We start from the raw sequence: 18,347 nt of genomic DNA, 5'->3' as shown, positions 1-18,347 counted from the left end.
TGCTGCTGCCGCTACCGTGCCGATCAGATGTTGACCAGCGTCTGCAGCACCTGGTCCTGTGCCTGGATGGTCTGCGCGTTGGCCTGGTAGTTGCGCTGGGCGATGATCAGGTTGACCAGCTGACCCGACAGGTCGACGTTCGAGGCTTCCACCGCGTTCGATTGCAGCTGACCCATGCTGCCGCCCGGCGTGCCGAGCAGCGCCTGGCCCGAAGCGCCGGTGGCGCTCCAGACGTTGTCGCCCTCGGGCTTGAGCCCTTCGACGTTGCCGAAGGAGGCCATCACGACCTGGCCCAGCGACTGCGTCTGCTCGTTCGAATAGCTGCCGCGGATGGTGCCGTCGGCTTCGATCGAGAAGCCCAGCAGCGCGCCCGAGGTATAGCCGTTCTGCACGATCGACTTCGGATCGTTGTCGTCGCCGAACTGGGTGGTGCCGGCCAGATCCAGCTGGATGTTCATCGCGGCGGCGCCGCCGGCGGCCGGCACGGTGACCGGAATCGTCGCGCCCGGCGCCGGCGTGACCAGCGCGCCGTTCAGGTCGAAGCGCATCGCGTTCGGGCCGGACAGCTGCGTGCCGGTGGCGTCGGTCACGTAGACCTGCCAGTCGGTGCCGGTCGCATCGGTCGCACCCTTGCGGAAGTAGGCCGTGACCTGCTGCGCGTTGCCCAGCGAGTCGAACACCTCGATGGTGCTGCTGTAGTTGAACATCGCAGCGGCGGGCGGGTTGCCGGCCGACGTGGCAAACGGCACGGTCGGCGCGGTGCCGCGCGAATCCAGGTTGTATTGCGCGGTGATACGGTCGGTGGCCTTCGGCGCCATCTGCGCGCTCGACACCACCAGCGGTTGCGGCTGCACGCCGCCGCCCGGCTGCACGCCCGCCGGATAGCCGGTCAGCTGCAGGCCCTGCGCGTTGGTGATGCGGCCATCGTCGGTGCGCTGGAACTGGCCGTTGCGCGAGAAGAAGACCGAGCCGTCGGCGCCGACCATGCGGAAGAAGCCGTTGCCGCCGGTGATCGCCACGTCCAGCGCGCGGCCGCTCGCCTCGATATTGCCCTGCGTGAACGACTGCACCACCGAGTTCACGCGCGTGCCCAGGCCCACCTTCGAGCCGGCATAGACATCGGCGAACTGCGCGGTGGACTGCTTGAAGCCGACGGTGTTCGCGTTGGCGATGTTGTTGCCGATCACGTCCAGATTCTGTGCCGCGGCATTGATGCCGCTGACTCCTTGACCGAAACCCATGATTTCCCCTTGTTACGCGTCGTACGAAGTTGCCCGCGCCGGCGCCCGTGGCACCGCCGCGCTGGCGTTCTGTTGAATGCCGATGATTCGGATTAAAGGATCTTGCGAACGTCGTCGACCAGCGCGGTATGACCGCCGCCGATGTCGACCAGCACACCATTGGCGTCGCCGCTGATGGCCTGCACCTTGCCGTAGACCAGCGCCACCGGCTGCACGCTCTTGCCGTCCGCGGTCGCGCTGACCTTGAACGTGTATTCGCCGTCCGGCACGGCGGCGCCGGCGTTGTTCTTGCCGTCCCAGCTGACGTCGTGCACGCCCGCGGTCTGGCCCTTCATGTCGATGGTGCGCACCACGTTGCCGTCCTTGTCGAGCACGTCGACGGTGACCGCGTCGGCGGTGGCGGGCAGATCGATGCCGAACTGGCTCGGCTTGCCGCCGGCCACGTCCACTTCCTTGCCGGGCACCATCACCGTGCGGCCGATCAGCGCAGCCGAATCCATCGCGCGGCTGGCGCTGACCTGCGACAGCAGTTGGGCCAGCGTCGCGTTCATCGTCTGCATGCCGCTGACCGTGCTGATCTGCGCGAGCTGCGAGGTCAGCTGCGCGTTGTCCATCGGCTTGAGCGGGTCCTGATTGTTCATCTGCGTGACGAGCATCTTCAGGAAGTTGTTCTGCAGGTCCGCGGCGCTGGACGCGCTGTTGGCCAGCTGGTTGGCAGCGCTGCTGTTGTTGCCGACGGGTGGCGTGGTGGTCATCGTTGGTCCCGTTGTTTCCGTTGATATGGCGGAATCACTGACCGATGGTCAGCGTCTTGAGCATCATGTTCTTGGCGGAGTTCAACACCTCGACGTTGGCCTGATAGGACCGCGACGCCGAGATCATGTTGACCATCTCCTCCACCGGATTGACGTTGGGCATCACCACATAGCCGTCGGCATTGGCCAGCGGATGGGTGGGGTTGTGCACCATGCGGGGCGGCGAGGGGTCTTCCATCACGCCGCGCACCTGCACGCCGCCGATGTCGGCCTGGCCGGGCGTCGGCGCGAGACCGAACACGACCTGCTTGGCGCGATACGGCTGGCCGTTGGGCGCCACCGCGCTGTCCGCGTTGGCCAGGTTCGAGGCCGTGACGTTCATGCGCTGCGACTGCGCGGCCATTGCCGAGCCCGTCACGTCGAAGATGTTCATTGCCGGCATGGTTTCCTCACGACTGGATGGCGGACAACATGCCCTTGATCTTCGCGTTCATCACCGTCAGGCCGAACTCGTACTTGACCGAGTTGTCGGCGAACGCAACGCGCTCGGTGTCCATCTCGACGGTGTTGCCGTCGATGCTCGATTGCATCGGAATGCGGTACGCCAGTTCGAAATCGCTGGCGGCCGAGGCCTGGCCCGGCAGATGGCGCGTCGACGTGGTCGACAGCGACACGCCGTTGGCCTGCCGCCCGCGCTCGACCGATTCGGACAGCTGGCTGGCAAAGTCGAAGTCGCGGGCCTTGAATCCCGGCGTATCGGCATTGGCGATATTGGCGGCGATCACCGATTGCCGCTGATTGCGCAGGTTCAACGCTTCCTGCTGGAAACGGAACGCCGCATCGAGTCTGTCGATCATGTCCGTATCTCGCTATCTCTCGCTATCGAGGAACGTGTGACGAAACCACGCGCCCCTGCATCGGCATGGGCGTGAGGGCGGCCGGGGATGGGCCCGGCCTTCTTTACGGGTGCCATCTTAGGTGCCGGCTGGCCAGTGCAATCGGATGAATAGGACGGGGAAATCTGCGCATTTCGGGCGCAGGCCGCGCAGGCGGCTGCCTACAATGAGGTCTCGTTGCCGGGCCTGTTGCGGCTACACGCACCTGCACGCGCGCGGGCCCGCGCCCGGCTTCCTGCTTTCTCTTTCCGTTCCGCCTGCTGGGATCACGCCATGTTTTGCTCGCACCGCTGCTCGCACCGATCGGCGCCTGCCCGCCTCGCCATGCTGGCGCTCTGGGCCGCGCTCTCATGCACTGCCGCGCTGGCGGGGACCGCCACGTCGCCGGCCGCGCAGCCTTCCATGCCCTCGCCGTTTACCGACGATCCGGTGCGCGTCGCGGTCGAGCAATTCCTGCTGCGCGAGACGGCCGGGCTGCCGGGCAAGGCCAGCATCCAGGTGGTGCCCCCATCGGGCGGACGCGCGCGCGAATGCGTGTCGCCGCAGCCGTTCCTGCCGGGCGGCGCGGCCGCCTGGGGCCGCGTCTCGGTCGGCGTGCGCTGCGGCGGGGAGCGGCCGTGGACCCGGTATGTCCAGGCGCGCGTGTCGGTGGTGGCCGATTACTATGTCGCCGCGCATGCGCTGGCTCCCGGCCAGCCGATCGGCCCGGCCGATCTGGAACAGCGTCAGGGCGATCTGGCCGGCCTGCCGCGCGCGGTGGTCACCGACCCGGCTCAGCTCGAAGGCGCCGTCACGGCCAACCGGATCGCCGCCGGCTCGCCGCTGCGGATGGACATGGTGAGGAAGGCGATTGCGGTCAAGCAGGGTCAGATGGTGGCCGTGACCATCGAAGGCGAGGCCTTCCAGATCCGCAGCGAGGGCAAGATCCTGGCCGACGCCGCGCCGGGCAACACCGTGCAGGTCCGGCTCAAGAGCGGACAGGTGGTCAACGGGCTGGTCCGCGACGCCGATACGGTGGTCCTGCAGCAATAGCCCCGGACTTCGTTACAGCGTGTCACAATTCGCGTCCTAAAGTTTGGCGACGCCGCACCGTTAAGCTGAGCAAACCCAGCAAGGACATCCCGTGAAGATCCACCAATCGACTCTGCCGCGCACCGGCGAAGGTGCTGCTGAAAGCACTGGACGCACCGCGTCGAGCCCCGTGCCGGGCGCCGCACCGGCCGCGGGCGGCCTGACCATGAGCCCCCTGGGCAGCCAGGTCCGCGATATCGGCTCCCGTCTGGCCAATGAGGCCGACGGCGATATCGATCACGCCAAGGTGGAGGAAATCCGCCAGGCCATCGCCGAAGGGCGCCTGAAGATGGACCCGAGCAAGATCGCCGACGGTCTGCTGGCCACGCTGCGCGAACTGACGCAGGACAACGGCCGCTGATCGGGGCCAGGCAACCGATTCCCTACCGACTTCCATCGCTTTCGTGCCCATGAGCCAAGCCCTGATCGCCAGCATGCAGCAGGAAACGCAAGCCATCGCGGCCTTCGTCGACGCCCTGCAGCAGGAACGGACCGCGATTCGCACTGGCGATTTCCAGTCGCTGGGCGAGCTCGTACAGAGCAAGCATCAGCTGGCGCAGCAGATCGCTCAGCTGGGCACGGCGCGCCAGGCACAGATGGCCGCGCTCGGCATCCGCGTCGGCAACGGCCGGCAACTGGTGGGATTGCATGTCGACGAAGGCGTCGCCACGGCCTGGCGCACGCTGGTGCTGACCGCGCGCGCCGCAGCCGAAGCCAATACGCTGAACGGCGCCGTGGTGTCGGCGCATCTGGAATACACCCAGGGAGCACTGCAGACGCTGCGCCAGCGCGGCGACACGGCGACCGTCTACGGCCGCAATGGCCTCGCGCAAGCGGGTCCGCGCGGCGTCAGCCTGGCCAGCGGCTGACGTTTGCTCCCTCTCCCTCGCCGATTGCGTGCTCCCTCTCCCCCTCATGGGGGAGAGGGTTCGGGAGAGGGGGTGATTTCAAACGGCGGCGACATAACGACCGCCGCCTGCCCTCTCCCCCGCCCCTCTCCCGCAAGCGGGAGAGGGGAGAAAACCCGCGACGTGCAAGTCTTCTCGCTTGGCTTGCCCTCCCCGATTGCGTGCTCCCTCTCCCCCTCAGGGGGAGAGGGTTGGGGAGAGGGGAGAAAACCCGCGACGTCCGAGTCTTCCCGCTTGGCTTGTCCCTCACCGAATGCGTGCCCCCTCTCCCCCTCACGGGGGAGAGGGCTGGGGAGAGGGAGGTGGTTTCAAACGGCGACGACATCGCGACCGCCGCCTGCCCCTCTCCCCCGCCCCTCTCCCGCAAGCGGGAGAGGGGAGAAAAGCCCCAGCAAGTTCAATTACGCGGTCGGCTCGACCGTGCTGGCGCGCCGGCCGCGCGCCTCCAGCAGGAAATAGCCGATCATCGCCGGCAACATCGGCAGCAGGTAGTACATCGCCCGATAGGCCAGCAGCGCCGCCAGCAAGGCATGGTGCGGGACGCGGTCGCCCAGCAGCACCACGAACACCGTCTCGAGCACGCCCAGGCCGGCCGGGATATGCGCGACCGCGCCGGCGATACTGCCGATCAGCACCACGCCCAGCACCACCAGCAGCGGCACCGACGACGGCAGCAGCGTCTGGATGATGGCGGAGATCGTCAGCCAGTTCGTAATCGACAGCGCGCACTGCATCACCGCGAAGCGCAGCGGCGGCAGATGGAAGGCATGGCCGCGTACGGTCCAGCGGCGGCGCCGCGCCTTCGCACACGCAAGCAAATAGGCGGCGACCACGGCGAGCAATGCAAAGCCCGCGATCTGCAGCAGCGTCGCATTCAGCCCCCATTCGACCGGCAGCACCACCGTCCGCGCGGCCAGCACCGCGCCGAGCAGGGCCAGATAGCCGATCCAGTTGCTGACCACGCCGATCGTGTAGACCGAGGCGATCTGCGCGCCCGACAGTCCGGCGCCTGAATACAGGCGGTAACGAATGCCGAGCCCGCCGACCAGCGCGCCCAGGTTCAGATTGAAGGCATAGCTGACGAAGGCAATCACCAGCACGCGGGGCGACGACAGCCGATGCCGCGCATACCAGCGGCCCAGCAGATCGAAGGCGGAATGCCAGAAGTAGCTGAGCATCACCAGCAGCGCGGCCGGCGTCAGCGTGCGGAAGTCGTATTCCTGCAGCGTGACCCAGACCTCGGCCCACTCGACCTCGGCCAGCTTCCTGACCACCAGCACCACCACCAGCGCGACGAAGACGATGCCCAGTACGCGGCGCACCTGCGCCCAGCGGCTGCGCCGCCGTGTTCCCGTGGGATGCGTCGCCTGTCTTGCCGTCATCCGGTTGCCGTCATCGATTTGCCGTCGTGGGGTCGCCGTCATCTATCTGCCGTCATCCAATTGCAGTCATCCAATCGCGGTCATCCAATCGCCATCGTCGAACTTGCCGTCCTCTATTCCCCGCTGGCGCCCCGCTTCAGCACCGGAAATCGCCAGGGCCGGCGCGGCGGCTCGGCCGTGGCGACCACCAGCTTCGGCGTGTGGGCCGGCAGCCAGCCCGCCCAGGCCGGGAAGCGGCGCAGGAAGTGGAACATCAAGGTGGTCGCAGCCAGCTGCAGCGGCGCGCGCGGGGTCTCGCGGTTCGGCGGGATCTCGCGGCAGGCATTCGCCATCAGCGTGTCGAGGTTCGCGCGCAGCTCGCGGGCAAATCCGGTGTCGCGGATCACCAGATTGGCTTCGAGATTCAGCGACAGGCTCAGCGGGTCGAGGTTGCTCGAACCCACCGTCGACCAGTCGCGGTCGATCACGGCGACCTTGCCGTGCAGCGGCCGCTCGCAATATTCGAAGATGCGCACGCCGGCGTCCTGCAGGTGGGCGTACAGCATGTCCGCCATCCGCTTGACCCACAGCATGTCCGGGTTGCCCTGCAGAATCAGCCGCACGTCGACGCCGCGCTGCGCCGCCTCGCAGATCGCATGCAACAGACGGTAGCCCGGCAGGAAGTAGGCGTTGGCGATCACGATCTGATGCCGTGCGGCGCGGATCGCCTGCAGGTACTCCCATTCGATATCGGTCGGATGCGCGTCGTTGTCGCGCGTGACCAGCCAGGCTGCCATGGTGCCGGCCGGGGGCGCGGGCGGTACCGCGGGCACGTCGACATCGCCCGGCGGCAGCGTCTGCACGAGGAAGCGATGCACCTCGTGGGCGGCCGGTCCTTCCACCTCGACCGCGTAGTCCTGCTTGGCTTGCGGACCGTGGTCGGTCAGATGCTGCGCCGAGAAGTTGATGCCACCGATGAAGGCGATGCGTCCGTCGATCGCGACCAGCTTGCGATGCAGCCGGCGGAACAGATTGGTCCGCACGCCCAGCAGCCGCCGGCGCGGCGCGAAGATATGGAAGCGCACGCCGGCCGCGACCATGCCGGAGACGAACTCCGGCGGCAGATCGGGCGAACCGTAGCCGTCGACGGTGATCGCCACATGCACGCCGCGCGCGGCGGCCGCGATCAGTGCCTCGCGCAGCGCCACGCCGACGCGATCGTCGAACAGGATGAAGGTTTCCAGCAGCACGCTGGTCTGCGCGGCGGCGATCGCGGCGAACACACGCGGGAAATATTCGTCGCCGTTTTCCAGCAGGCGGATGCGATTACCGCTGGTTCGGTTGGGGCTCATTTGGATGTCTCGCTGCCATATTCTCGTTTGGCAACAAGCACATTCAATGCCACCCGTTCCCGGGCGGCAAGACCACCGCAAATCACATCGTTACAACGGCGACTTTCGGGTCACCTTGACGCACATGGCGACCGTTGCCATTCAGCGATAGCTGACCGTGACCTGGCTGGCCTGGCCTTGCAGCACGGGCGTCAGCGGCCCCTGTCCCGGGATGCGGAACGCAAACACGAAGCCCTTGTCGGCATCGTCGCCGCGGAAGGCATCGGTCTTGCCTTCGGGCCCCGGCAGCAGCACGCAGCGATTGGCATTACAGAGATAGGCTTGCAGATTTGGCGGTGGCACCCGGGCAAAACGGTAACGCCAGCGCACCGCGGTGATCACCCCTTCCGATTGCGTCAGATAGCCGCTGGGTAGGATAGGCGCCGACAAGGCGCGCACGCCGCGGCCATGCAGCGCCGGCGCCGGCACCGACGCGGTCCAGGCATGGCGGGAGTCGCCGCCGAAGTTGGTGTGGATCAGCGGCGAGGCGTCCACGGCGGGCGCGATCGCGGCCGCCGTCATCGACAGCAGCACGGCGATCGGGCGTGAGACGCGGCCAGACATCACAGCAGCCCGCGCAACTGGCTGCGCAGCCGGTTGATGGCCTGACTGCGGATCTGGCACACGCGCGACTCGGTGACCTCGAGCACCGCGCCGATCTCGCGCAGGTTCAACTCCTGGTCGTAGCACAGCGACAGCACCAGCTTCTCGCGCTCGGGCAAGCGCTCGATCGCGCGGATCAGCGCGCCGCGCATGCCGCTCTCCATCAGCAGCGTCAGCGGATTGCCGTCCTCGCTGACGGTCAGATGGCGATCGAGGAAATCCTCCTCGCCGGAGCGCTCGAAGTCCTCGTAGTGCAGCAGCTGGCAGCCATAGACCTCGTTGAGCATGCTCTGGTATTCGTCCAGCGGCATCTCCAGCTCTTCGGCGACCTCCGAGTCCAGCGGCGCGCGGCCGAGCTTCTGCTCCAGCGCGCGCACGGTCCGTTCGATCCGTCGCGTCGATTGGCGCAGACTGCGCGACTGCCAGTCGTTGGCGCGAACCTCGTCGAGCATCGCACCGCGGATGCGCTGGCTCGCGTAGGTCTCGAAGCGCGCGCCGTGCGTGTCTTCGTAGCGGCGCGCGGCGTCGAGCAGGCCGATCATGCCGGCCTGGATCAGGTCGTCCAGTTGCACGCTGGCCGGCAGCTTGGCCGCCAGTTGCAGCGCGATGCGCCGTACCAGCGGCGCATGGGTCTGGACGGTGTCGGTCTGTTCGAGCTTTCCCTGGATCGTGTACATGGTGGAATTCTCGTGAGGGCTAGCAGGCCATCGCCGATGCGGGCGGCACAGCGCTTGGGGAAGCGTTTCTGGCAGCGGTCGCTGCGCCGGTGGCAGGCATCGGTTCGGGATCGGATGGAAGGGGCCAGCCAGCGATGCTGGCGGCAAGTCGGCGCAGCATCGCGGTGGCTGGCGCACCGGGGAACGCATCGACCACGCCGCGCGCCAGCGCCGTGCTGCGCGCCACCAGCGGGTCGGCCGGCAGCACGCCGGCGCAGCGCGCCTGCACGCCCAGGTATTGGCCGGCCGTGCGCGCCAGATTGCCGGCGATCGCGACCGCCGACGCTTCGCTGGCGGCGCCGTTGACGACCAGTTCGAACTGCCGGCAGGCGTAGCGGTGATGCAGCCGCTTGATGCAGGCGTAGGCCGCGGTCAGCGATTCGCGCTCGGGCCGCATCACCACCACCAGGTTGTGCGCCGCGCCGGAGAAGCGCGACAGCGCCCCATCGGCGCCGACACGCGCATCGCTGACGACGGTGCGAAAGCCCTGCAGCGCCTGCAGCGGACCCCAGGCCAACGGGTCGCCTGGCAGCAGCGCGGGCATGCCGGGTTCGCGGCGTCCCAGCGCGGCGTCGACCGCGATGGCGCCGCCCAGCACCTGGGCCAGCGTGCCGGCAGGCGAGGCGCCGGCAAGGCGCGTTGCGCGCGCGTGCGACAGGTCTTCATCGACCAGCAGCACATGCTCGCCCTGCATCGCCAGCGCATGCGCCAGGCCCAGTGCAACCGTGGTCGCACCGGCACCCGGCTCGCAACCGAGCACGGCAATGCGGCGCGTGGCGCGCGGCGCCAGCATGCGGCGCAGGCTTTCGGCCTGATCGACGGCAAGCATGTTCAACTCAGTCTCCGAGCGCGGCCAGATCGAACTTCGCGGACGCGTTCGCGGGCAAGCCGGCGGCCGTCTGCGTCATTCGCTGCGCGAGATGCTGGGCGGATTCCGGCAGGGCCGGCGTCGCCAAGACGGGGTCCGTCGCGATTTGCGGGACCGGGATCGTGTCCACCGCGCCGTTCCTTTCGTTGGCCACGGCAGTCGGCGCCGCGGCGGCGTTGCGGCCGGGGAAGTTCTCCAGCACGTCGAGCAAGGCCAGCAGCCGGCCTAGTCCTTCCAGCAGTGCGGCGGCGCCCGGCACCGCATCCTTGGCGGCGGCACGGCCGGCCAGACCGGCGAGGCAATCGATCGCCGCTGCGTCCGGCGCATGGGCCAGCCGCAAGGCGGTCATGCCGGCTTGCAGCGCCACCAGTGCGTCGACGTCGAAGACTTGCGGCGACGTACCGGCCGGACGGCCGAGATGGTCCAGCGCATGGCGCAGCGTGCGGCATTGCAGCGCCGCGGCCTCGCCCCAGCGCGCCCACTGGGCAAGCTGTGCGCCGGCACCGGCGAGCGCCGGATCGGCCAGCAGATAGTCGACGGCCAGCGTCTGGCCGCCGGCTCGCTCGATCGTGCGCACCACCAGCAGCACGGCGTCGATGCCCCCCTCGGTGGCGGCGCTGCGCGCCGCGCGCGCCTGTCCTTCGACCACGCGCACCCGGGTCTGCGCGATCCATTGCACCGCGTCGCGGTCGCGCCAGCGCAGTTCGGCCTGCGCGTGAAAGGTCAGCGTGTCGGCCAGCGCGTCGAGCTTCCATGCCGTGCCATCGCACAGCACGCGGGTGCTCTTGCGCGCCGAGGCCAGCCAGCGTTCGCCGCTCGACTGCCAGCGTTGCAGCGCGGCGCCGGCCGGCATCGTGTCGAGCAAATGCACGACGGTGCGGCGCGCGGCCAGCGCGGCACGCCAGTCGGCCATCTCTTCATCCCAGCCGCCAGCCTGCGCCGTGCGCACCAGCGGCGTGACGGTGGCCATCAACGGCATGCCGTCGCGATCGCCGAGCCACAGCGTGTGCTGCCAGGGCTGCGGCGCGCGGCGGCCCGGCACTGCGCATGGCAGCGTGATCGAGGCGGACAGCACGAAGTGTTGGCAATGGCGGCTGGCGTCCTGGCAGACGGCATCGCGGACCTGGCGCACCAGCGGACGCAGTTCGGTGCGGGCACCACGGCCCGACCACAGCTCGCGCAGCAGCGCAAATCCATAGGGGCCGTCGCGCAGCGCGTTGACGCAGGCGCCCACGGCATGGCCGCTGTCGGCAATCGTGCGGAGCACGTCGTGCGCTTCGTTGCGGGCGCCCTGGCCTGCATCGGGCGCATCGTCGCCGCCTTGTGCGGCCAGTGAGCGACGCGCGGCCTGCGCATCGGCGAACACGGAACCGCGGCGCGGCATCAGGAAGGCGCGCTCGACCAGCGCCTCGCCGCGCGCCAGTTCCAGATGCTCGGGCACGCGCTGGCCGGTCGAGGCATAGAACACCGGCAGCCGATGCCGGATCACGACGTCGAGCACCGAACCGAGATGGGTCGCTTCGTCCAGCTTGCTGATGATGCAGCCGTCGATGCCGGCGCCCGGCGCGGCGTCGTGGCGGTAGGCATGCACCACCTCGTTGAGCGTATCGCCGTGGCTGGCGCCGTTGAGCAGCAGCACGCGCTGCACCGGCGCGGGCACGCCGGCCAGCATCGCGATCTGCTCGGACAGATTGCGGTCGCGCTGGCTCATGCCGACGGTATCGATGATGACCAGATGCTTCTGCGACAGTGCGCCGAGCGCGAAGCGCAGGTCGGCGGCGTCCTTGACCGCGTGCACGGGCACGCCAAGGATGTCGCCATAGATCCGCAGTTGTTCGTGTGCGCCGATACGGAAGGTGTCGGTGGTCAGCAGCGCCAGCTTGTCCGCGCCGTGCTTCAGCACGAAGCGCGCGGCCAGCTTGGCGGTGGTGGTGGTCTTGCCGACGCCGGTCGGGCCGACCAGCGCCAGCACGCCGCCCTGGCCGAACAGCGCATCTTCGTCGGCCAGTACCGGCACCTTGCTGGCGATCTCCTGGCGGATCCAGCCCATCGCCGCGGGGCGATCGTAGCCGGCCGGCAGCCGCGCCAGCAGCGTGCGCGCCAGTTGCGCGGAAAAGCCGGCGCCGACCAGCCATTCGAACAGCGATTCGCGCAGCGGATCGGCAGCGGCGGCCGGCACGGCAGGGACCGCGATGCCCGACAGCTGCCGCTCGATCAGCGCGCGCATCGATTGCAGTTCGCCCCGGATGCCGTCGATGTCCTCGGCGGCCGCGACCTGGACCGGCTCGCGCACAGGCGGGTAGAACTGCGGCGCGCTGTCGGAGATCGCACCCAGATCGGTATCGCGCATCGCCACGATTTCCACGCCGCCGTCGACGGTGCGGTTGGACAGCACCACGGCGTCCGGCCCCATGGCTTCACGCACCTGGCGCAGGGCTTCGCGGCCGTTGGCCGCCACAAATTTGGCTACGCTCATGTCTTGCGACCCTTGAGTCAGTGGGTTCCCGCGGCAACGCCGGTCATGGCAACGATTCCGATATTCCGGTGCTCCGGCTCTGTGGGCCGGAACAACGTCTGCGCGGCGGCTTTGTGCCCGCCGGCAAGGCAAGCGGTTCGATCGAGGTGAAAGGGCGGCCGGCGCGCGCCGCTCGGCGAAGCGGCAGCCTGCCCCTTCGACGTCTCGATTATCCGAGCGGGGGCCTGGCGCTATTAGGAGGAATAGGCGGAGGATTGCGGCGCTATTTGGGCAATGACGCCGCTGCTGTCGGGCCGGGATGCGGCCGAACGGGTCGTGATGGGATTAACGGCAGCGCGATGCGATTCTTTCGGCCCCTGCGGCCGCCGGGATGGCTTGAGATGCTTCTCGTTTTCGTCGAAGACGATGTTTTTGGAAGCGGCGGGCGTTTTTTCCCGACAAACTGCGCGCTTTTCGATTCACCGCTACCACGCCGTGCCGGCACCGCAATGCGCCCGCAGCGCACCGCCTCCCTTGCCAGCGTACGGCCAATCCTGTCGAGCCTTCATCATGCCTCTCAGTATGTCTTCCTCCGCGACTACCGCGCCTTCTGGTCCGATGCCGCGCAGCACGATCCCATCCCAAGCCGGGCAGCCCAGCATTGCACCGACGGCACAGCACCGTGCGGTCCTGCAACTAAGCCTGCTTCCCAACGAGATCATGGTTCACATCGCGGGCTATTTGCACCCGAACGATGCGCTTGCCTTCAGCCGCAGCTCCCCGGCGATCTTCGAGGCATTGCGCCGCGACGTCGTCGATCCAGTGCGACTGGGCGCGCGAATCCGCTGGATCAACGGCCCGAGCGCGCTGCACGCGGCGATACTGGATGTCCTGGCCGCGCCTGCGCAACGGCGGCGCGCGCTGTTCGATGCCCTCGCCCAGCGCACCGAAGCCATGCACGTGCAGTTTCAGGAAGCGTCACGCCAGCTATTGGCGCCCTACCTCGCTGCGCCCGCCAGGCCGTGGTGAGATGCACTGTACGAGCCGGCGGATCCCGCGCGCGCGCGCATGGGCAAACCTGAAGGCCACGGCGAACTGGTGACCAGGGTGCTGGCGGCCCCGCCGCAGGCGCGGGTGCGCCTGCTTCTCTCGTGGTTCGGCACCAAGGACACGCCCGCTCCTCCGGTCAGCGAATGGGCTCGTATCGTGGCCGCCTTGCCAACGAACAGGCGCGGCCAGGTGCTCGAGCGGATGGCGGACAACATGCCGGACGGCGAGAACGAATACGACCAGGCTCAGGCCATCGTGCTCGGGGCGGTGCGAGAGTCGACCGGTCCTCACGGTGAGCTGCCGGCGGATCACGCGGACGTGCTGGAGAGACTTGCGGAGCAGCTGGTCTGGGGCGCCCATCGGTCGGACGCGGCCCGACTGGGGAAGTCCTGGTATACGATCTTCTCGCTTTCACGCAGGCTTCCCCTGCAGTCACAGCCGAAAGTCTTCGCCCAACTCACCGAGTTCGTCCATCGCGAAGATGCCGATGTCGCAAACGTTGACCGACTTCATCCGCGCTGGCCGCTGTTCATCGACTACGTGCGCTCGCACTTTCCGGGGGGCGACATTGTCATGATTCTCGGCAAGCTTGCCGAGGATAACGCCGAAATCGAGGACGACCGCCTGGAAGAACCCGTCCGGAATGCGATCCTGCAGGCCGCCGCAACCTTGCCCGGCGAATGCCGCGCAGCCCTGATAGCACAGGTCATACGGCATGGCCCGTACTACCTGCCCGAAACCGTCGCGCTGTGGGAGGACGCGTTTCTCGCGTCCAATTCCGTTTCGGACGCGAATGCAGCGACCGTGTACGGCGATCTCGCCAATGGCATCTACCACCTGCCCGAAGCCATCCAGAACGCCCACTGGCATGCGCTGGCGGAGCGGGTGGAGACGACCGTGAACCCCGGCGCCATGCTGCCGGTCTTGCTGGCCATCACCGAACACAACCCGGCATTTCTAGGGCCCGAGTGGCTCGCCGGGCTCACCCGGATCGGGACACGATTGCCCGTGCAGGACCGCAGCGCCTTTTTTGCGAGGATGGTGAATGCGATGCGTCCCTTCACGCCTCCGACATGGCGCGCGCAGATCACCGAGCTGGACGATCTGCCGCGGCAGGCTCGCCTGCCGCTCGCCAGGAAGTTGGCCGAGCTGCTGTTCCACTACCCGGCGGACGGCTCCTTTGACCTTGCATCCGACGACGTTGCCGCGGACCCGACTGGGCCGCTTTGCGCCAGGATGCCGCGCACGCTCACGGACGCCCTCGACACGCTCGCGGAGATACTGACCCTGCTTCCCCTCGCGGACCGCGGCACCGTGCTGCTGGCCTTTTCGCGCATGCATAACCGCCATAGCCAACAACCGCTGCCGTGGAGCCTCCCGCGCGTGCAGTGGTTGCTCGCAGAAGTCTTGAAGCTGGTACCGCTGCAGCACCAAGGCGTTGGTGTGGTGGCCAACGTGCTCAGCGTGGTGGCACATCGATGCCCCAACGAAGCGCACGCCCGCGCCCTGCTGCCGCGATTGGAAGACGCCGTGAGGGCGTTGCCCGCCGACGCGCGCGCCTCTCCAACGTTCATGCTCGGCTTCCTGATACAGCGCCTGCTGCAGAACGACAAGCCAGCGCACGATCGCTGGACCGCGTCCCTGGCGGCCCTGCCCGAGGGGGACAGGGAAGCCGCCATTGCAAGTGGCAGGGGTGCCCGCAAACGAAAGGGAGCACCGGAGTAATCGCCGTATGCGCAGCGCGCCCTGATCGCGCCACGGCGCCCGCGCAGATGCAGGACCTGCTCTGAACGGCCTCAGCCCGCCCCGCCGATCATCGCGGTAATGCGGATATTGCGGTTGTCCGGCACCTCCGCATGCGACAGCACCCGCAGCTGCGGCATGGTTCGCCGCAGGAAGCGGGACAGCAGCGGCCGCAGCGCATGCGGGACCAGCAGCACCGGATCGAGTCCCATCTGCTCCTGACGCGCCACCGCGCCCTGCGCCTGCTGCAGCAGCGCATCGGCCAGGCCCGGCTCGATGCTCCCGCCCGAGTTCAACGCCTGCGACAGCACGCGCTCCAGGCCGGCGTCCAGGCCGATCACCTGCAGGTCCGCGCCGTTGGGGAACCACTGCTGCGTGATCGCCCGGCCCAGCGCCATGCGCACCAGCGCGGTCAGCTCGTTGGGATCGCTGATCTTCGGCGCATGTTCGGCGATCACATCCAGGATGGTGCGCATGTCGCGGATCGGCACGCTTTCGTCCAGCAGGTTCTGCAGCACCTTCTGCAGCGCCGTCAGCGTGATGGTCTTGGGCACCAGGTCCTCGGTCAGCTTCGGCGACTCCTTGGCGATGCGGTCCAGCAGCTGCTGCACTTCCTGGCGGCCCAGCAGCTCCGCCGCGTGCTGATGGATCAGATGGTTCAAATGCGTGGCAACCACGGTGCTGGCGTCGACCACGGTATAGCCGAGCGCCTGCGCCTGTTCCTTGATGCCGCTGTCGATCCAGACCGCCGGCAGGCCGAAGGCCGGATCGCGCGTCGGCGTGCCGGGCAGCGTGCCGCTGACCTGGCCAGGGTCGATCGCCATCCATTGGCCCGGCACGGCCTCGCCGTAACCGATCTCGACGCCCTTGAGCGTGATGCGGTAGGCGTTGGGCTTCAGTTCCAGGTTGTCGCGGATATGGACCACCGGCACCAGGAAGCCGACCTCCTGCGCGACCTTCTTGCGGATGCTCTTGATCCGGCCGAGCAGCTCGCCGTTCTGCGCGCGGTCGACCAGCGGAATCAGCCGGTAGCCGACTTCCATGCCGAGCGGATCGACGAGCGTGACGTCGTCCCAGGTGGCCTCGGTGTTCTCGTTGGCCAGCGCCGGCGCCCGCTCTTCCCGCTTGGCGGTCTGCTTGGCGGCCAGCTTGCGCTTGCTGACATAGGTGCCGAACCAGATCAGGCCCCCGGCCAGCAGCAGAAAAGCGATATGCGGCATGCCGGGAATGATGCCCAGCAGGCCGATGATGCCGCCGGTGATGTACAGCACGCGCGGATCGGAGAACAGCTGGCCGGTCAGCTGCTCGCCGACGTCCTGCTCGTTCGACACGCGCGAGACGATGACGCCCGCGGCGGTCGAGATGACCAGCGCCGGAATCTGCGCGACCAGGCCGTCGCCGATGGTCAGCAGCGTGTAGTTGCGCACCGCGGTCGAGAAGTCCAGGTCGTGCTGGACCATGCCGACCACCATGCCGGCAAAGACGTTGATGAACATGATCAGCAGGCCGGCGATCGCGTCGCCGCGCACGAACTTGCTGGCACCGTCCATCGCGCCGTAGAAGTCCGATTCCTGGGCGACCTCGGCGCGGCGCTTGCGCGCGCCTTCCTCGTTGATCAGGCCGGCGTTCAGGTCCGCGTCGATCGCCATCTGCTTGCCCGGCATCGCGTCCAGCATGAAGCGCGCGCCAACCTCGGCGATCCGGCCAGCGCCCTTGGTGATCACCATGAAGTTGATCACCACCAGGATCGCGAACACCACGATGCCGACCGCGAAGTTGCCGCCGACCAGGAAGTGGCCGAACGCCTCGATCACCTTGCCGGCGGCGTCAGGGCCGGTATGGCCCTCGAGCAGCACCACGCGCGTGGAGGCGACGTTCAGCGACAGCCGCAGCAGCGTGGAGAACAGCAGCACGGCCGGAAAGGCCGCGAAATCCAGCGGGCGCTGCGTGTACATGCCGACCAGCAGCACCATGATCGACAGCGCGATATTGAAGGTGAACAGCAGATCGAGCAGGAACGGCGGCAGCGGCAGCACCATCATGCCGAGGATCATCACGATCAGCAGCGGCCCGGCCAGTGCCTTCATCTGGCCGGCGGACTGCCCCGCAGGCAGTCGGAACAGCGAATTCAGTGCATTCATGCGCGGCTTTCCGGTACGGCAAGTTCATCGGGCACCGGCAGGCCGGTCGGGGCCTCGGGCAGCGGCCCGTTGGCGTGGTGCCAGTGTTTCAGTTGGAAGACCCAGGCCAGCACCTCCGCGACGGCGGTGTACAGCCCGGACGGGATCTCGTGGCCCAGCTCGACATGCCGGTGCAGCGCGCGCGCCAGCGGCGGCGCGGACAGGATCGGCACGCGATGCTCGGCGGCCAGTTCGCGAATGCGCGCGGCCACTTCCTCGGTGCCCTTGGCGACCACGCGGGGGGCGCCCATGCGGCCCTCTTCGTAGCGCAGCGCCACGGCGAAATGGGTGGGGTTGGTGACCACCACGTCGGCCTTCGGCACTTCGGCCATCATCCGGCGCCGCGCCATCTGGCGTTGCAGCTGACGGATGCGGCCCTTGACGTGCGGGTTGCCCTCGCTTTCCTTGTGCTCCTGCTTGACCTCTTCCTTGGTCATGCGCAGCTTCTTGAAGTAATCGAAGAACTGCCAGGGCACGTCGATCGCCGCGACCAGCAGCAGCGAGCCGGCGGCCAGCGCACAGCACAGCAGCACCAGCTCGAGCAGGCGCAGCAGCGCCTCGTGGATCGGTGCGTTCATCAGCGCCACCGCATCGGGCAGATGGCGCCACAGCACCCAGAAGCCCACGCCGCCTACCAGCAGCGACTTGGCGACGGCCTTGGTCAGCTCGACCAGCGACTGCATCGAGAACAGCCGTCCCAGTCCCTTGAACGGGGACAGCCGCGAGAAATCGGGCATCAGCGACTTGGTCGAGAACAGCCAGCCGCCCAGCACCATCGGTGCCAGCAGCGCCGCGACGGCAAACAGCAGCAGCAGGGGCAGCACGCCCAGCAGCGATTCCCACACCAGTTGCGCAAAGCTGGCCAGCATGCGGGCCGGATCGTGCGCCACCGCGGGCTCGAAGGACAGCGCCGCGCGCATCACGGTATCGAGCTTGCGCCCCAGCATGCCGCCCAGACCCCACAGCCCGGCGACGCCGGCCATCAGCATCACGAAGGTGCCGAGCTCGCGCGAACGCACCACCTGCCCCTCCTCGCGCGCCTTTTCCAGGCGCCGGGGTGAGGCGGGTTCGGTTTTTTCGAGATCGCTTTCTTCGGACATGGCCGCTCC

Annotated in this window: 17 protein-coding genes; 5 read left to right on the top strand and 12 right to left on the bottom strand. The window is 68.1% G+C overall.

The annotated features are described in order from the left end of the window. Window positions 1-23: 23 nt before the first annotated feature. From flgE to flgB, 4 genes are all read right to left on the bottom strand, one after another. Window positions 24-1,241 carry a flagellar hook protein FlgE gene (gene flgE / locus J5T34_RS17465; protein WP_208581199.1) on the bottom strand — a complete coding sequence of 406 codons (1,218 nt, stop codon included), beginning with the start codon at window positions 1,239-1,241 and terminating at the stop codon, window positions 24-26. A 92-nt stretch (window positions 1,242-1,333) separates the two neighbouring features. After that, window positions 1,334-1,996, bottom strand: coding sequence for a flagellar hook assembly protein FlgD (gene flgD, locus J5T34_RS17460; RefSeq protein WP_208581197.1), 663 nt, complete (start codon window positions 1,994-1,996; stop codon window positions 1,334-1,336). 34 nt (window positions 1,997-2,030) lie between these two features. Further along, window positions 2,031-2,438 carry a flagellar basal body rod protein FlgC gene (gene flgC / locus J5T34_RS17455; RefSeq protein ID WP_006579133.1) on the bottom strand — a complete coding sequence of 136 codons (408 nt, stop codon included), beginning with the start codon at window positions 2,436-2,438 and terminating at the stop codon, window positions 2,031-2,033. A gap of 7 nt (window positions 2,439-2,445) precedes the next feature. Continuing rightward, entirely contained in the window at window positions 2,446-2,853 is a 408-nt protein-coding gene (flgB, locus tag J5T34_RS17450) for a flagellar basal body rod protein FlgB (protein ID WP_208581195.1), read from the bottom strand. Between the two features lie 363 nt (window positions 2,854-3,216). On the opposite strand from flgB, the gene flgA reads away from it, so the two are divergent. From flgA to J5T34_RS17435, 3 genes are all read left to right on the top strand, one after another. Next, on the top strand, window positions 3,217-3,924 hold the full coding sequence (flgA, locus tag J5T34_RS17445) for a flagellar basal body P-ring formation chaperone FlgA (protein WP_208581193.1): 708 nt from the start codon (window positions 3,217-3,219) through the stop codon (window positions 3,922-3,924). A 91-nt stretch (window positions 3,925-4,015) separates the two neighbouring features. Next, window positions 4,016-4,324, top strand: coding sequence for a flagellar biosynthesis anti-sigma factor FlgM (gene flgM / locus J5T34_RS17440; protein ID WP_208581191.1), 309 nt, complete (start codon window positions 4,016-4,018; stop codon window positions 4,322-4,324). A 49-nt stretch (window positions 4,325-4,373) separates the two neighbouring features. Then, the gene (locus J5T34_RS17435; RefSeq protein ID WP_208581189.1) at window positions 4,374-4,832 is read left to right on the top strand and encodes a flagellar protein FlgN; all 459 of its coding nucleotides are present in this window, start codon (window positions 4,374-4,376) and stop codon (window positions 4,830-4,832) included. 440 nt (window positions 4,833-5,272) lie between these two features. Here J5T34_RS17435 and J5T34_RS17430 read toward each other — a convergent pair whose 3' ends face one another. The 6 genes from J5T34_RS17430 to flhF all read right to left on the bottom strand — a co-directional run bounded on the left by J5T34_RS17430 (window position 5,273) and on the right by flhF (window position 12,286). Continuing rightward, entirely contained in the window at window positions 5,273-6,253 is a 981-nt protein-coding gene (locus J5T34_RS17430) for a lysylphosphatidylglycerol synthase domain-containing protein (protein WP_244259025.1), read from the bottom strand. A 113-nt stretch (window positions 6,254-6,366) separates the two neighbouring features. Then, the gene (clsB, locus tag J5T34_RS17425; protein WP_208581187.1) at window positions 6,367-7,584 is read right to left on the bottom strand and encodes a cardiolipin synthase ClsB; all 1,218 of its coding nucleotides are present in this window, start codon (window positions 7,582-7,584) and stop codon (window positions 6,367-6,369) included. Between the two features lie 141 nt (window positions 7,585-7,725). After that, window positions 7,726-8,187 (bottom strand): flagellar protein FlhE, encoded by a 462-nt coding sequence (locus J5T34_RS17420; RefSeq protein ID WP_244259024.1) that lies wholly within the window; start codon window positions 8,185-8,187, stop codon window positions 7,726-7,728. Next, on the bottom strand, window positions 8,187-8,903 hold the full coding sequence (locus J5T34_RS17415; protein WP_208581185.1) for an RNA polymerase sigma factor FliA: 717 nt from the start codon (window positions 8,901-8,903) through the stop codon (window positions 8,187-8,189). The genes J5T34_RS17420 and J5T34_RS17415 overlap by 1 nt, the downstream gene beginning before the upstream one ends. A gap of 19 nt (window positions 8,904-8,922) precedes the next feature. After that, window positions 8,923-9,777, bottom strand: a complete 855-nt coding sequence (locus tag J5T34_RS17410) for a MinD/ParA family ATP-binding protein (protein WP_432207679.1) — start codon at window positions 9,775-9,777, stop codon at window positions 8,923-8,925. A gap of 1 nt (window position 9,778) precedes the next feature. Then, window positions 9,779-12,286, bottom strand: a complete 2,508-nt coding sequence (gene flhF, locus J5T34_RS17405; protein ID WP_208581182.1) for a flagellar biosynthesis protein FlhF — start codon at window positions 12,284-12,286, stop codon at window positions 9,779-9,781. Window positions 12,287-12,559: 273 nt separating this feature from the next. On the opposite strand from flhF, the gene J5T34_RS17400 reads away from it, so the two are divergent. Continuing rightward, complete coding sequence (locus J5T34_RS17400; RefSeq protein WP_208581180.1) at window positions 12,560-13,294, top strand: hypothetical protein; 735 nt, start codon at window positions 12,560-12,562, stop codon at window positions 13,292-13,294. A gap of 39 nt (window positions 13,295-13,333) precedes the next feature. After that, window positions 13,334-15,040: a hypothetical protein gene (locus tag J5T34_RS17395; RefSeq protein ID WP_208581177.1), complete on the top strand. Its 1,707-nt coding sequence runs from the start codon at window positions 13,334-13,336 to the stop codon at window positions 15,038-15,040. A gap of 71 nt (window positions 15,041-15,111) precedes the next feature. On the opposite strand, the gene flhA is transcribed toward J5T34_RS17395, so the two are convergent. Further along, window positions 15,112-17,199, bottom strand: coding sequence for a flagellar biosynthesis protein FlhA (gene flhA, locus J5T34_RS17390; RefSeq protein WP_208581175.1), 2,088 nt, complete (start codon window positions 17,197-17,199; stop codon window positions 15,112-15,114). After that, window positions 17,196-18,338 (bottom strand): flagellar biosynthesis protein FlhB, encoded by a 1,143-nt coding sequence (flhB, locus tag J5T34_RS17385; protein WP_208581173.1) that lies wholly within the window; start codon window positions 18,336-18,338, stop codon window positions 17,196-17,198. The genes flhA and flhB overlap by 4 nt, the downstream gene beginning before the upstream one ends. Between the last annotated feature and the right edge of the window lie 9 nt (window positions 18,339-18,347).

The organism is Cupriavidus gilardii, assembly GCF_017598945.1.
In the GTDB taxonomy this organism is placed as follows: domain Bacteria; phylum Pseudomonadota; class Gammaproteobacteria; order Burkholderiales; family Burkholderiaceae; genus Cupriavidus; species Cupriavidus gilardii_E.
The sequence above is the reverse complement of the archived record's forward strand: the minus strand, read 5'-3'. Positions and strand labels throughout refer to the sequence as shown.